At 42.4% G+C, this 15515-nt stretch carries 14 protein-coding genes and 1 riboswitch; of the genes, 13 read left to right on the forward strand and 1 reads right to left on the reverse strand.

All coding sequences use genetic code 11. The features are described from left to right. Window positions 1–314 precede the first annotated feature (314 nt). The 13 genes from spoIIID to V8Q34_RS06850 all read left to right on the forward strand — a co-directional run bounded on the left by spoIIID (window position 315) and on the right by V8Q34_RS06850 (window position 13968). The gene (gene spoIIID / locus V8Q34_RS06790; RefSeq protein ID WP_033139152.1) at window positions 315–572 is read left to right on the forward strand and encodes a sporulation transcriptional regulator SpoIIID; all 258 of its coding nucleotides are present in this window, start codon (window positions 315–317) and stop codon (window positions 570–572) included. Window positions 573–656: 84 nt separating this feature from the next. Then, a complete protein-coding gene (locus tag V8Q34_RS06795; protein WP_052098778.1) occupies window positions 657–1991 on the forward strand; it encodes an MATE family efflux transporter in 1335 nt (444 codons plus the stop codon). Between the two features lie 73 nt (window positions 1992–2064). Continuing rightward, window positions 2065–3366, forward strand: coding sequence for a glutamine-hydrolyzing GMP synthase (guaA, locus tag V8Q34_RS06800; protein ID WP_335835117.1), 1302 nt, complete (start codon window positions 2065–2067; stop codon window positions 3364–3366). A gap of 79 nt (window positions 3367–3445) precedes the next feature. Next, entirely contained in the window at window positions 3446–4123 is a 678-nt protein-coding gene (locus V8Q34_RS06805; protein WP_054350520.1) for a pentapeptide repeat-containing protein, read from the forward strand. A gap of 75 nt (window positions 4124–4198) precedes the next feature. Beyond that, window positions 4199–4293: riboswitch (NiCo riboswitch) on the forward strand. Window positions 4294–4407: 114 nt separating this feature from the next. Next, window positions 4408–5310: a cation diffusion facilitator family transporter gene (locus V8Q34_RS06810; RefSeq protein WP_033139148.1), complete on the forward strand. Its 903-nt coding sequence runs from the start codon at window positions 4408–4410 to the stop codon at window positions 5308–5310. A 165-nt stretch (window positions 5311–5475) separates the two neighbouring features. Next, window positions 5476–7020 (forward strand): glutamine-hydrolyzing GMP synthase, encoded by a 1545-nt coding sequence (guaA, locus tag V8Q34_RS06815; RefSeq protein WP_033139147.1) that lies wholly within the window; start codon window positions 5476–5478, stop codon window positions 7018–7020. Between the two features lie 1132 nt (window positions 7021–8152). Beyond that, complete coding sequence (locus tag V8Q34_RS06820) at window positions 8153–8599, forward strand: MarR family winged helix-turn-helix transcriptional regulator (protein ID WP_335835118.1); 447 nt, start codon at window positions 8153–8155, stop codon at window positions 8597–8599. Window positions 8600–8602: 3 nt separating this feature from the next. Beyond that, complete coding sequence (locus V8Q34_RS06825; RefSeq protein ID WP_335835119.1) at window positions 8603–10558, forward strand: MATE family efflux transporter; 1956 nt, start codon at window positions 8603–8605, stop codon at window positions 10556–10558. Window positions 10559–10591: 33 nt separating this feature from the next. Next, the gene (locus tag V8Q34_RS06830) at window positions 10592–11050 is read left to right on the forward strand and encodes a GNAT family N-acetyltransferase (protein WP_335835120.1); all 459 of its coding nucleotides are present in this window, start codon (window positions 10592–10594) and stop codon (window positions 11048–11050) included. 83 nt (window positions 11051–11133) lie between these two features. Beyond that, entirely contained in the window at window positions 11134–11832 is a 699-nt protein-coding gene (locus V8Q34_RS06835; protein WP_335835121.1) for a gamma-glutamyl-gamma-aminobutyrate hydrolase family protein, read from the forward strand. 164 nt (window positions 11833–11996) lie between these two features. Then, window positions 11997–12410: a hypothetical protein gene (locus V8Q34_RS06840; protein ID WP_335835122.1), complete on the forward strand. Its 414-nt coding sequence runs from the start codon at window positions 11997–11999 to the stop codon at window positions 12408–12410. Window positions 12411–12602: 192 nt separating this feature from the next. Further along, window positions 12603–12824 (forward strand): hypothetical protein, encoded by a 222-nt coding sequence (locus tag V8Q34_RS06845; RefSeq protein WP_118743370.1) that lies wholly within the window; start codon window positions 12603–12605, stop codon window positions 12822–12824. A 307-nt stretch (window positions 12825–13131) separates the two neighbouring features. After that, the gene (locus V8Q34_RS06850) at window positions 13132–13968 is read left to right on the forward strand and encodes an MBL fold metallo-hydrolase (protein WP_335835123.1); all 837 of its coding nucleotides are present in this window, start codon (window positions 13132–13134) and stop codon (window positions 13966–13968) included. Between the two features lie 62 nt (window positions 13969–14030). On the opposite strand, the gene V8Q34_RS06855 is transcribed toward V8Q34_RS06850, so the two are convergent. After that, window positions 14031–15509 carry a helix-turn-helix domain-containing protein gene (locus tag V8Q34_RS06855; RefSeq protein ID WP_335835124.1) on the reverse strand — a complete coding sequence of 493 codons (1479 nt, stop codon included), beginning with the start codon at window positions 15507–15509 and terminating at the stop codon, window positions 14031–14033. Window positions 15510–15515 lie beyond the last annotated feature (6 nt).

Consider the following 15515-nt stretch of genomic DNA (forward strand, 5'->3'; position numbering starts at 1 on the left):
TATGAGGATAATGTGATATTATATACAAGATGTAGTGAGGATGTTTGTGTATTTTTGCTATCGCTGCCTGCGCGGTGGCGTGGATTGAAATAGGTTGACGTTAAAGACACCGGCATTGGAACCGTATCGCTGCTTGCACGGCAGCGTAGATTGAGTTAAACCTGCCCCCCCCCGGTGCCGATGTCCATATATGATCGCCCCTACGGCGAAATACAATCAAATAGCCTACACTACATTAACTAATAATTTGCATTGACATACAACCAAATTTCCCGGCATACATTGTAAAAACAACGTTTCCGGGAGATTTTTCCTTGAAAAGTTATATAGAAGAACGTGCTATATCCATAGCCAACTACATCATTGAAAACAACGCAACAGTCCGCCAGACCGCCAGGGAGTTCAAGGTGAGCAAGAGTACAGTTCACAAGGACGTAACCGAGCGTCTGCTGCAGCTTAATCCTTCACTGGCAAAGTGTGCCCGCAAGGTCCTTGACGTGAACAAGCAGGAGCGTCATATCCGGGGTGGAATGGCTACCCGGGAAAAATATCTGCACAAGGTGCAAAATTAACAAAAGAGACTCTTGTTTTGACAAAAATATGGGCGTATAATTGTTCCTATCAAAATACAAAAGCTTATTGTGAGGGGAAAACAAATGAATCGATTCTTTTCAAATGCGGATTTGCGGAAGCTGATCATACCGCTGATTATCGACCAGTTTCTGCAGGCGTTTGTAGGACTTGCCGATTCTATCATGGTGGCCAGCGTAGGCGAGGCTGCCGTGTCAGGTGTATCCTTGATCGATACGGTTATGGTATTGATCATCAACATTTTTACAGCACTGGCTACAGGAGGAGCCGTTATCGCAGGACAGTTCATCGGGAAAAAGAAAGCTGAGCATGCCTGCCTGGCAACCAACCAGCTGCTGTCCTTTACCCTGAAAGCATCCTGCATCATTATGGTGCTTGGATATCTTGGGAAGAACCTTATTATCAACGGAGTGTTCGGCAGGATTGAAGCAGACGTTATGTATAACTGCAATGTGTATCTGCTGATCGTATTTGCGTCTGTGCCCATGATTGCCCTGTACAATGCAGGTGCGTCTATTTTCCGTGCCATGGGAAATTCAACCATTGCAATGAAGACGTCCCTGCTTATGAACGCCATCAATCTGGGCGGAAATGCGCTGCTCATCTACGGATTCCACAGAGGTGTGGAGGGTGTGGCAATTCCCACACTTGTATCAAGAGGGGTTGCCTGTGTGGTAATGCTCTGTCTTTTAAATAATCAGAGCAGGATTCTGCATATCCACCATCCGTTTTCATTCAAAACAGACTGGATGCTTCTGAAGAAAATATTATACATTGGTATACCAAACGGTCTGGAAAACAGTATGTTCCAGCTTGGAAAAATTTTGGTGCTCAGTATTGTTACGGGATTCGGAACCGCGTCCATTGCGGCAAATGCTGTGTCCAACAATGTGGCTACATTTGCAGTCCTGCCGGGAATGTCCATAGGATTTGCGCTGCTCACAGTGGGAGCACAGTGTGTGGGAGCCAATGATTTTGAGCAGGTACATTATTATACGAAGAAATTGATGAAGGTCGCCTATATTTCCCTGATTGGAATCAATATACTGCTCATGCTTGTAATGCCCTTTATCATCAGGGCTTACGGACTGTCAGCGGAGGCCAGCGGCTACGCTTATAAAATACTGATATATCATTCCATATGCGTAGTGACCATATGGCCGTTGTCTTTTTCGCTGCCAAACACTCTGCGTGCAGCGGCAGATGTGCGTTTTACCATGCTTTTGGCCATTGTTTCCATGTGGATTTTTCGTATCGGATTCTCAGTGCTGCTGGGTGTAAAGCTTCACTGGGGCGTATTTGGCGTGTGGGTGGCTATGACGATTGACTGGCTGTTCCGCGCTGTCTGCTTTACCATTCGATATATCAGAGGAAAATGGCAGCATCAGTCACTTGTCTGAAGATATACATCTGTTTCGGATGCATTCATCCGCGGCAGTGTAATATATGAAAATACAAAAGGAGAAAATATCGATGAAACAGGATATGATTGTCATTCTTGACCTGGGAAGCACAGAGAACACCGTACTGGCGAGAGAAATCCGTGCTATGGGTGTTTACAGTGAGATTTATCCCCATGATATTACAAAAGAAGAGCTGGAAAAGCTCCCGAATGTGAAAGGTATTATCATTTACGGCGGGCCAAACCATATAGTTGACGGCGTTCGCATTGATGTAAGACAGGAGATTTATGAAGCTGGCAGTCCGGTAATGGCAATTGACCATGAACCGGCGGCCTGCAGTGAGAAATATCAGGACCTGAGCGAGGAACAGAGGGCTGAGATCCTGAAAAAGTTCGTTTTTGATACCTGTAAAGCGGAAGCAAACTGGAATATGAAAAATTTCGTCGCTGACCAGATCGAGATCGTCAGAGAACAGGTTGGCAATAAAAAAGTTCTTCTGGCATTATCCGGCGGTGTGGACAGTTCTGTAGTTGCAGCACTTCTGATCAAGGCTATTGGCAAACAGCTTACATGTGTCCATGTAAACCACGGCCTTATGCGCAAAGGAGAATCTGAGAGCGTAGTGGAAGTATTCAAAGACCAGATGGATGCGAATCTGGTTTATGTGGATGCCTCTGAGCGTTTCCTGACAAAGCTTGAAAATGTAGATGATCCGGAGCAGAAGCGTAAGATTATTGGTGCTGAATTTATCCGTGTCTTTGAGGAAGAGGCGAGAAAGCTGGAAGGTATTGAGTTCCTGGGACAGGGAACCATCTATCCTGATATTGTTGAGAGCGGAACCAAAACGGCTAAAATGGTGAAATCCCATCACAATGTAGGCGGCCTGCCGGAAGATTTACAGTTTAAGCTGGTAGAGCCTTTGAAACAGTTATTCAAAGATGAAGTGCGCGCATGCGGCATTGAGCTGGGACTTCCGGAAGAAATGGTGTACAGACAGCCGTTCCCGGGTCCGGGACTGGGCGTGAGATGTCTGGGCGCGATTACCAGGGAACGTCTGGAAGCAGTACGTGAATCCGATGCGATCCTTCGTGAAGAATTCAAAAATGCAGGACTGGATAAAAAAGTCTGGCAGTATTTTACAGTGGTTCCTGATTTCAAATCCGTCGGTGTGCGTGACAATGCCAGATGTTTTGAATATCCGGTAATCATCCGTGCAGTCAACACTGTGGATGCCATGACTGCTACCATTGAGGAAGTTGACTGGAAGGTACTTCTGAAGATCACAGACCGTATCATGAAGGAAGTTAAAAACGTAAACCGTGTCTGCTATGATATGAGTCCAAAGCCGAACGCTACGATTGAATGGGAATAATCCAAAACGCTGAGGTCAAATGTGGAGATATTTGTGGTTAAACTTACAAATTAAAACGAAAGAGAAATGTGGGTAAAATATGAACAGTAAAATGTTTCAAGAACCAAAGGCTCCTGTAAAACTGCCGGTCATGGAAGACGTGTCTTCTGTACTGGAAGCTGCGAAGGTTTCTGAGGAAGAAATTACAGGCTGCTGTTTTAAAGGAGTGTTTATCACTAAGTTTGATGGGAAACTGCTTCGTTTCAAAAGGGTAGCTTTTGAAAACTGTAAGTTTATCGGCTGTTTTTTCGATGAGGCCAGTTTCACTGATGTACGTTTTAAAAACTGCGATTTTTCCAACACCAGCCTCACGGATGTCTATTTTAAGAGATGTTCCTTTCAGTCCTGCAAGGCAGTTGGAGCTGATTTTTACGGCAGCCTTATGCGGCATGTGTCATTTCTGGAATGTAATCTTTCAGATATGAATCTGGACGCATCCAGAATGAGCTATGTTAAAATAAAGGACACGAATATGGAAGAGTCAAGCCTGAGCAAATGTGGGCTGGACAACATGGACTTACATCAGGTAAAGTTTGCCGGCACCAGCTTTTTCAAGACTGCGCTCAAGGGCGTGGATATGTCTGACTGTGATATGGACAAAATCATCATATCCGACGGCAAGGAGGAACTGAGAGGTGCTGTGCTCAATATGTCGCAGGCCATAGTCTGCGCAAAGCGGATGGGAATTGTGATCAAAGAATTCGAGACAGAAAACTAAATAAAAAATTAGCATTGACTAATGGGCCTGCTCTGGCATAAAATAACATAAACTTCTTTGCACTGCATTTATACTACAGTACAAACTGAGCAGGCACGGATGCTGGGCATCCGTATAGCCGGGTCACTTTTAGTGACAGCAGATGAGCATAGGGCATCTGTGGGACAGTAGATTACTTTATTGTTCCGCAGGTGCTTTTTAAATGGTTGGAAACAGCCCGGGTATTAAGAAGCAGCAGAGAAAGTTATGCAGTATCAAAGAAACAATACCGGGGAGGATTTAAAATGGAACAGGTAAGGAAAGAATTCGTTACGGATGAAAAGGCAAAGAAAATTGCACTTCATGTATCCGGAGTCAGTGTGGCAGGTAATGTGCTGCTCTCTCTCTTTAAACTGCTTGCAGGTATTATCGGTCATTCCGGTGCTATGATCTCTGATGCGGTACATTCTGCTTCCGATGTATTTGGAACTATCATCGCAGTTCTTGGAATCAGCATTTCCAAAAGAAAATCAGATGCCAACCATCAGTACGGACACGACAGACTGGAGTGTGTGGCTGCCATTGTGCTGGCTGTGATCCTGCTGGCCACGGGGCTTGGAATCGGGATCAGCGGTGTGGAAAAAATCATAAAGGGAAACAGTAAAGGGGCAGCGATACCGGGCGTTATCGCACTTGTGGCAGCTGTCGTTTCCATTGTGTTCAAGGAGTGGATGTATTGGTATACCAGAGCAGCAGCCAAGAAGATCAATTCCGGCGCTTTGATGGCAGAAGCCTGGCATCACCGTTCCGACGCGCTTTCTTCTGTCGGAGCATTTGCCGGTATTTTGGGCGCAAGATTGGGTTATCCTATTTTAGATCCCATTGCCAGTGTGATTATATGTTTATTTATAGGAAAAGCGGCTTATGATATATTTAAGGATGCCATAGATAAGATGGTGGATAAATCCTGTGATGATGAGACTCTGGAACAGATGCGCGGCATTATTTCAAAACAGGCCGGCGTGCTGCATATTGATATGCTGCATACGAGGCTTTTCGGAGCAAAAATGTATGTGGATATTGAAATTTCCGCGGATGGCACGCTTTCCCTTGAGGAAGGACATGAGATAGCCCAGAAGGTACATGATGCCGTTGAAAAGGAGTTTCCGCTGGTAAAACACTGTATGGTTCACGTAAATCCCGTATAAAATACAGTTAAGTAAGGTTCACGAAGAATGCGGCTTTGCAGGGGCGATTTTTGTCAGATATTCTGTTTTTAAGATATGGAAGGGAAAATTTCTTGTAAATTGAAGCGGGATATTTTATAATGAAATCTAGTTTTGAGGAATGCAAAAGAACAGGAGGGCACTTTTTTGAAGAGAGAAACCGTAATTGTACTTGATTTTGGCGGCCAGTATAACCAGTTGATAGCAAGACGTGTTCGGGAATGCAATGTATACTGTGAGATCTATTCTTACAAGACAGATATTGAGAAAATAAAAGAAATCCAGCCTAAGGGAATTATTTTTACCGGAGGTCCTAACAGCGTGTATCTGGAGGATTCTCCCACATATACAAAAGAAATCTTTGAGCTGGGAATTCCGGTTCTGGGAATCTGTTATGGTGCGCAGCTTATGATGCATCTGTTAGGCGGTCAGGTAGGCACAGCGCCTGTCAGGGAATATGGAAAGATCGAGGTTACGGTGGAACAGTCTTCCAAGATGTTTGAGAACGTGTCCGAGAAGACAATTTGCTGGATGAGTCACAATGACTATATTGCGAAAGAAGCACCGGGATTTGAGATCATTGCCCATACATCGGACTGTCCGGTTGCAGCAGTGCAGAATCCGGAAAAGAACCTGTACGCGGTTCAGTTCCATCCGGAAGTGCTGCATACACAGGAAGGGAAGAAAATGCTTTCCAATTTTGTTTATAATGTGTGTCAATGCTCCGGTGACTGGAAGATGGATTCCTTTGTGGAGGAGAGCATCAATGCCATCCGTCAGAAGGTTGGAGACGGCAAAGTGCTGTGCGCGCTTTCCGGCGGTGTGGACTCCTCTGTTGCAGCGGTTATGCTGTCAAAGGCAGTTGGAAATCAGCTTACCTGTGTGTTTGTGGACCATGGTCTTTTAAGGAAGAATGAGGGCGATGAGGTTGAGGCGGTATTCGGACCGGAAGGCCCTTATAACCTGAATTTCATCAGAGTAAATGCGCAGGAACGTTTTTATGAGAGATTAAAAGGTGTGGAAGAGCCGGAAGATAAGCGGAAAATTATCGGTGAAGAGTTTATCCGCGTATTTGAGGAAGAGGCGAAGAAGATCGGTGCGGTTGATTTCCTGGTGCAGGGAACGATTTATCCGGATGTTGTGGAGAGCGGAGTGGGCGGAGAGTCCACTGTGATCAAATCTCACCATAATGTGGGCGGCCTGCCGGATTACGTTGATTTTAAGGAGATTATCGAGCCGCTCCGTGACCTGTTTAAAGATGAGGTGCGCAAGGCCGGCCTTGAACTGGGGATTCCGGAGTATCTGGTGTTCCGTCAGCCGTTTCCGGGCCCGGGTCTTGGTATCAGGATCATTGGAGAGGTAACTGCGGAAAAAGTGGAAATGGTGCAGGAGGCTGATGCCATCTGGCGTGAGGAAATCGCCAATGCAGGACTGGATAAGGAGATTGGACAGTATTTCGCAGCATTGACGAATATGAAATCAGTGGGCGTTATGGGGGATGAGAGAACCTATGACTATGCAGTGGCGCTGAGAGCGGTTACTACTACGGATTTCATGACAGCTGAGAGCGCAGAGATTCCCTGGGATGTGATTGGGAAGGCGACAAGCAGGATTGTGAATGAAGTGAAGCATATTAACAGGGTTATGTATGATTGTACGGGGAAACCGCCGGCTACGATTGAGTTCGAATAGAGGGTTTGTTCTGATGTAACTTCTGTTATCCTGTTTGGGGCAAAAAACGTTAGCCTGATATAATAAGAAGAAAAAAGTCTCGAATCTTTAGAGAGAATCTAAAGTTCGGGGCTTTTTTGTTACGGCAAAAAGCTCCACAAACCCAGTAAATACGGGGGTTGTGACGAAAGTCGTTACGAACCTTCGAGACGAGATATGCTGGGAGAGGGATGGGGGTAGTAAGGGGTAAGGGAGAGGATGTAGAGGATGATGGAATTTACACATTGGAGGATAATGGGGAGTGCATGGGAACAGGGTTTGTTTTCGGGCAAAGGTGATTATCCTGTTTGGGGCAAAAAACGTTAGCCTGGTATAAAATAAGAAAAAAGTCTCGAATCTTTAGAGAGAATCTAAAGTTCGGGGCTTTTTTAGTTACAGCGAAAAGCGCTATAATCCTTGTAGAATCAGTATTTGTGGCGGGTATAAGTGCAACAAATTGAAGAACCCAGCCTTTATGCGGGTTTGAGGCATCTTGAAAAGTGGTTTGATAAGAAAATGATAACACTTTGCTAAATCTATTTGTTTAGGAAAAGCAAGTGGTTTTTAATAAAAAGTAACAATGCACACTCATCAGGTTTACAGATTTTCAGCTTTAACAAAGATGTGATTCCTGGCATGGTTTCATCAAGGCTATTTAAATATTTTACTATAGCATCCATATCCGAAAGGGAATGATGCATAATAAATGGTTTGGCACGTATGCTGCCATCTGAACGCTTCAAGGTCCATTCATATTTGCTAGTTAAACAGGAGCAGATAAACTGTCATAATTTGCTGAATCGAATGCAGGAATATGAAGGCTGGCTAACACATTTATCTTCGGGCGTGGTATCCCAATTTGAAATTCTGTTAGACAATCGCCTTCAATATAAAAGAAAAGTGAAGGCAGTTAAAACCCTCACTTATATATTACGAATTTGAATTTCACGAATTGCTGATATAGCGGACAGATATTCTTTTATGGCATAAAAACAGTCGTTGCGGTGTAAATCCAAAGAGGATGTTTTTGTTTGTAATATTTTTTACAAATCTATTGCAAGCAATAGATTTTTACAGTATAATCCCATTTGGGATTTGGATGGAGGTGTTGTTTATGAAAAATAAATCACTAAATCTTATCAATGATATTAACAGGGCAATTATTCAAATCCGTGGTATTTATTCTGCATGGTCTGCTGAGCATGGAATCAGCTATCACGAAATGCTTGTGATATACACCATTCGGGAGTTTGGATTTTGCACGCAAAAACAAATATGCGACAGTTATCTGCTTCCTCGCCAGACCATAAATAACGTCATAACCGGATTGCGAAAAAAAGGAGTGCTGGTATACAGTCGTGAACACTCAATCGGACGTGAAAAGGCCTTTATGCTCTCAGAAAAGGGAGAAGAATATGTGACACCGTTACTAGCTTCGCTGGATGCGATGGAATCCGGCGCTTTAGCACAGTTCGGCAGTGAAAAGCTGTCTGCTCTGACACATCTTTTGTTAGAATATAACAAAGCTTTGTATAAAACTATGGATGAAACGAAGGAATAAAATATGGATACAATTGAATTATACAAAAAAGAAAAAATCAGCAGAATCCTTCTGAAATTGGCACCTCCTGTAATGCTGGCACAGTTGATTCAGGCACTGTATAACATCATAGACAGTCTGTTCATCAGTAGATTCTCCGACAGTGGCTTAACGGCACTGTCCATCATTTATCCGCTTCAGCTGTTGATGATCGCTCTTGCGGTGGGAACCGGTGTGGGTATCAACACTGTCATTGCGGCTAAGCTGGGCGAAGGTCGGGAAAAAGAAGCCGATGAATATGCCGGTGTTGGAATGCCTCTTGCGATTCTGCTATGGTTTCTGTTTGCTCTGATTTCATGGCTCGTCATGCCTACCTATGCGAGAATGTCCACCGAATCTGAAGCAGTCATCCAGGATGTGATTGCTTATGGAAGAATTGTCTGCGTGTTCAGCTTTGGTTTGTTTTTGGAAAGCATCTGGACAAAGATTTTGCAGGCGGGCAGCGATATGAAAACGCCTATGGTGGCGCAGATTGCAGGAGCTGTGACAAATATCGTAATCGACTCGCTGTTAATCTTCGGTATGTTTGGTCTGCCCCGGATGGGCATCGCCGGTGCTGCGGTTGCCACTGTTGCAGGACAGATTGTTGCGGCGCTAATCGTTATGAAAAAAGGTTTTCATCCATCTCCGGCAAAAGAAGTCTATCCCCGCTATAGTGCAAGGATCTTCCGTTTGGGAACGCCCAATATCCTTATGCAATCCGCATACACCTTTTACATATTGGGGTTGAATTTGATTCTTGCAGGATTTTCTGATCAGGCCGTTACGGTATTAGGACTTTACTATAAGTGGCAGACCTTCTTTTTTATTCCTCTTAACGCAATGCAGACCTGTATCGTGCCCGTGATTAGCTTTAACTATGCCGCCAGAAATATTGACCGCTGCAAAAAGACCCTGACAACGTCTATTGGTTGCGGTCTTGCGTTTATGGCGTTGGGGGTACTGTGCTTTATGTCTATTCCGGAATCTCTATTGAGCGTGTTCACTTCGGATGCACTGGTCATTGAAATTGGGCGTGTTAGTTTTCGCATCATCGCAATCAGCTTTCTTCCGTTGGTCACTTCGCTGATTTTTCCGGTATTTTTTCAGGCGGTGGGTTATAGTCTGAAAAGCTCAGCGTTGACTGTGCTTCGTACCATGATACTGTTTGTGCCGTTGGGATATGTATTTTCACGATTTGGACTCAACTGGTTTTGGCTCACCTTCCCGGTTACGGAAATAGTCACAAGCATTGTTGGTTTTATTTTCTATCGACAGTTCCTGGAAGCAGACTATGTGAAGAACAGAAAGCCGGAGCTTCCTGTTCTCGGTTCTGTTCCAGCTTTGCAACCCTCCAGACCAGGGGTTATAATCACCATAGCAAGGCAGCATGGTTCCTCTGGCAAGCAGATTGGCAAGTTGGTAGCGCAGCAACTTCATATTCCTTTCTATTACAAAGAAATGATTGCCTTAGCAGCCCACGAAAGTGGATTGGATACGGAGTTTATTTCTGATATTCACAAGAATTCGCCAGATGTGCTTCGAGACTTGTACCTCAGCACCGGTGCAGTTCTTCATGCCATCGACGCACAGAGGAAAATCATTCGAAAGATTGCGGATAATGGCAGTTGTGTGATTGTTGGCAGAGCTGCTGACTATGTCCTATGGGACTATGACAATGTGATTCGTGTGTTTATACATGCACCGAAAGAATATCGCATTAAGCGAGTTATGGGGATATACAGCGATACCCCGGCAGAAGCAAAGCGAAATGTCAATCGTTCGGATAAGGCCAGAGGTGCCTATTATCGTCATATTTCCGGCAAACGTTGGGGTGATGGGAAAAACTATCAGCTTGTTCTGGATTCATCCGTTGGCATCGACAAGACGGTGGAAATGATTGTGAATTGTGTTGACAAACACACATCTGATAAAATGTAAAGCAAAATTGAAGTTGTGGAGGATAAGATCGTTTTGAGAATAGCTAATGGGATTGATTATATAGAACAAGTAAAAAATAAAATAGCAGAATATTCAACACATCTAGGCAGAGATTTATCATTTCAACATATTGATGAAGAACTTAGTAATCCAGCGATAAAGTATGCGCCACCACAAGGCGAACTTCTCGTTGCATTAGATGATGATGGGCAGGTAATCGGAATGGTTGCTTATCATAAACATACCGGTGAGAGATGTGAAATGAAAAGATTGTATGTTTCACCACAATACAGGGAAATGAAACTAGGACATAAACTTGTTGTTGCTATTCTTAAACATGCAAAGGATGCTGGATTTAAAGAAATGGTTTTAGATACTATTACACCATTACAAGCAGCAATTCATTTATATAAAAAAGTGGGATTTGAAGAATGTGAAGCATATTATGATAATCCTATGGATGATGTTATTTATATGAAGCGGTCATTATAGTTTTTCATTTGATAAGATGAATATGCACAGATAAGCATCAAACTTGTCGAGTTGGAAGATTGGATTTTTGAGGAGAAGATGTAATGAGAAAAACAGTTGGCATCATGCCACTTTATGATGATGAAAAAGAAAGCTATTGGATGCTGCCGGGGTATATGAAAATGCTGGAGGCAGAAAATGCGATACCGATGATGCTCCCCCTGACATCCAATGTGGAGGAATTGGATTATTTCCTTGAGATTTGCGGTGGCTTTCTGCTGACAGGAGGTCACGATGTTTCACCGAATTTTTATCATTGTGAGAAGAAAACTTGGTGCGGTGAATGCTGCGAATTACGAGATCAGATGGAGCATTATATCTTAACGAAAGCTGTGGAGCAAAATAAATCCGTTTTGGGGATTTGTCGTGGCATTCAATTTATGAATGCCTGTTATGAGGGAACCTTGTATCAGGATTTAGAAACTGAATATGCAAGCAATATCGACCACTATATGAAACCACCGTATGATAGGGCAGCGCATCAGGTTTTGATACAAAAGGACACTCCGCTATTCGATATTACGCACAAAGAAGAAATCGGGGTAAACAGTTACCACCATCAAGCTATTCATAGACTGTCGCCTGAGTTTCAGGTAACAGCAGTTTCCGAGGACGGTTTGATTGAAGGAATTTATATGCCTACTCACAAATTTGTGCTTGGCGTTCAGTGGCATCCTGAATTTTCTTATGAGAAAGACGATAATAGCAAAAGTTTAATACGGGCATTTGCGACTTCTATTTGACACTTTGTATTTTTTCAAAATAATAGTAAAATAAGACATAGTATGATAAAATTTATTATAACAAGCAGCAAATCAGAGTTCTGCCATCTCAAGATATTGAATTAAAAGCAATGTAGTTTAGGCTGCCCCAATTGGTCGCAGCGGTAGATAAGAAGGGAATTATAATGGAAATAAATAATAGAAAAAATCATATATCCTGTATTATAGTCTCTTTCATTACGCTTCTTTTTGCCATATGTTTTACTATGAATGTATTCTTTGGTGGTGCTGATAACCTATGTAAATTATTGGATAAAACAACTGCAATTGAGACATGGGCAATTTCAAAAGATATCGCTGCCAATGAAGATGGTGATAATACTACATATCTTAACGTTTCATATTTGAACGAAAATAATTCTTTTAATGAAACTATAACGAAGCATATATGTACAATACCCACGATTGCAGTTATCCCCAAAGGATTCAGCCTGCATCTGGTTCTTGTTATAGCTTTTCTCTTTTTCTTTTTAACCTTATTTAAGGCGTTACCGGATGAATGGACATTAGTTGATCAGAAGGTACGTTTGGACAATTGAATCAATTTCTTTCCCCTCGAACAAAGTATATATACTATCACAAGAATCCTTTACTGCAAGTGTGATAGTGTTCATAAGTCATTTTAAGATTCAAGGAATGGCTTTCTTTTTGTATGCAAACAGATGACCAATATAAATCGAATATTTATTGTGAGATTAAAGGAAAGCAGAGATTGAATTGGGGGAATGTAATTGAAAGAAAAATTATATAAATTATTTCTTGCCATAATGGTAAGCCTGTCCTTAACTTCAGGTCCCATAGCCCAAAATGAGATAGCTAAGATGCTTGAAGCTCTTTCAGGAACGAGTGATGCACAGGTCCGGGAACTGGATGAAGTAGGAAAAGAGTCTGAAGAAATAAAAAGAAGAAAATTCCAATACAAAATAATCTTCCGGTTTTTCCGTGGAAGATAAAGGAAAATTGGGTGAAGTCCAGGAACCAGGAAATTTTGGGTTCCCGGACTTTTTTATACACCATGACATTGGTATGCGATAAGCTTTTTTCATAAAGAGGTATATGATCATATGGGACGGTTCATCAGACAATCACATAAGTTGATAAAAAATGATAGAAATTTGATACAAAAGATATGTTTTATAAAGGCATGAATTGTTATACTTAAAACATGATGCAGGAGACAAAAAGTGTTATGATTTTTTTATAAGTATAAAAGCAAACATTTTAACTCAGGCATAAAACAATGTAAAGGAGAAGGAATCCATGAAAATTAAATATCTAGGTACCGCAGCAGCAGAGGGCATCCCGGCCTTATTTTGCAATTGTCCGATATGTACATATGCAAGAGAACACCGGAAGAAAGAAGTGAGAACGAGATCCCAGGCATTGATTGATGATAAGCTGCTCATTGATTTTCCGGCAGACAGTTATAAACATGCATTGGAAAATGAAATAGATTTGTCGGCAATTTCACATCTTTTGATAACCCATTCACATGATGATCATTTTTATCCTATGGATTTATTCATGCGTCATCCGGAATATGGAAAGAAATGGGGAGCTGAGCAGCTTCATATTTATGGAAACAGTGCGGTGATCTGTCTTTTAAAGGAGATGGCAGAAAGATTTTCCGTTGAAGACATATGGGAATATATTGTTCCCCACGAAATTAAACCATTTGACGTTCTGGAAATAGAAAATTACAGGATCACAGCATTGCCTGCCAGGCATATGCAGACAGAAGAGGCGTTATTGTTTTTGATTGAAAAAGAAGATACAGCCTTTTTATATGGCAATGATACCGGAATTCCGGGCGAGGAATTTTGGAAGGGATTAAAAGGCACAAAGTTAAATGGTGCCAGTATGGATTGCACGATGGGGAAGGAAAAATCAAAATACCATGGACATATGGGTTTTGGGGATATACTGGAAGTAAAGGAAAGAATGGAAAAAGAAGGGGCTGCCGATCAGGAGACTGCATGGGTAGTGACACATTTTTCACATAATGGCGGCTGGACATATGAAAGGATGATAGAAGACCTGAAAGATACTGTATTTCAGGCGGCTTTTGATGGTATGTGTATAGAAATAGGTAAGTAAAGCCAGGGTATTTCAGACAGGAAGTCTCAGATTTTATTCTGAGGCTTTCTGTCTGTAATGAATCAGGAATTATTACGAAAATGATTCGGAGAAACGCCGTACTGGGATTTGAATGCTCTTGAAAAATTAAACGCGTTTTCATACCCTACATTTGCTGCGATTTGCTGAATGGAGAGATTGGGATTCTTCAAAAACTCCAGTGCATGTTCCATACGGACCATACGCAGATATTCCTGAAACGGCATATGGAATGTCTTATGAAAAGACTTGCTCAAATAGGAATAACTCATAAAGAAACGGTCAGCTAAAGCTGAAAGCGTCAGTTCTTCCATGTAATGCGTATCCACATAATTCTTTACCATATCCAAAGAATTGGAAGACTCAGGATGCTGGGAAATTTGCTGTGAATACCTGATCAGTTTATTATGAAGGTAGTTTTCCAGACTCTCATAATCCGCAAAAGAAGAGAGAGGAGGACAGCGCTGGCTCAGTTCAAAATAGTTTAGTGTGGATAAGGCTGCACCCAGTACCTCGTTAAAGTAATGATAGAAAATGTTCAAATCTGGTATGGTGAGCTCTTCGATCTTTTTAAAAAAAGTAATGCGCTGTGCACTGTTGGCAATCAGGGAAGGTGTTTGGATAAACTGATTCATCATATGTTTAAGCTTTTGAGGAATACCCTGTTTTGCCATTGGCGTCATATCTGTAAAGAGATGTCCGTATCCCAGGGGAAGACGCAGACAGATATATTCCTGTGCCCTCTGAAAGTGCCGGGCAATACCGGAAATGTCGGAAGGAGACATCAGACACCCCACGCAGGAATCTTTGTTTGCATCAATAGTACCCAGAAGAAAATTTCTGAGGGGTTCATAACTTTCGGCAGCGCAGATCATAACAATTTCAAACTGTGATAACGTATTGCATAAAACATGGCCGATGGTATCATAAACCGCATTGATCTTATGATTCATTGCATCATAGGTCTGAGGGGAACGAAAAGCCAATATGGCAATACAACAGTTATCTTCAATTCCTTCATTGGCAAGACCGTCAAGAAAAGATGCGGGAGGAGTGCTGTTAGCGGGAAGCTGTGTCAGCTTTTGCAAAAGGTTTTCCGAAAGATGAAAAAGATTTTCCCGGAATTTGTGAGGTACATGAGGATAGCTTTGAAAAGCGGAGAAAGCTTTTGTGAGAACTTTGCACAGACTATCATTGAGAATCGGTTTTAGGAGATAGTCCATAGCCCCGTTTTGAAAAGCGCCTCTTACATAATCAAAATCATCATACCCACTGAGCACAATAAACTGAACGGGATGAAGTTTTTTGCTCAAAGCATGAATCAGGCTGATACCATCCATGCCGTTCATTTTGATATCAGTAAATACAATCTGAGGTTTGTAGGTACGGCAAATTTCCAAGGCATCTTCCCCGCTCAGGCAGGTTCGGATTTCGCCGGCTTCCGGAAAATTGAGCAGGCGAATCTTGTTATGCAGGCCCTCGCAGATATAATATTCGTCATCGACAATCAGGATATTGTACATAGTTCA

Source organism: Blautia sp. JLR.GB0024, from assembly GCF_037000545.1.
GTDB lineage: Bacteria > Bacillota > Clostridia > Lachnospirales > Lachnospiraceae > Blautia > Blautia celeris.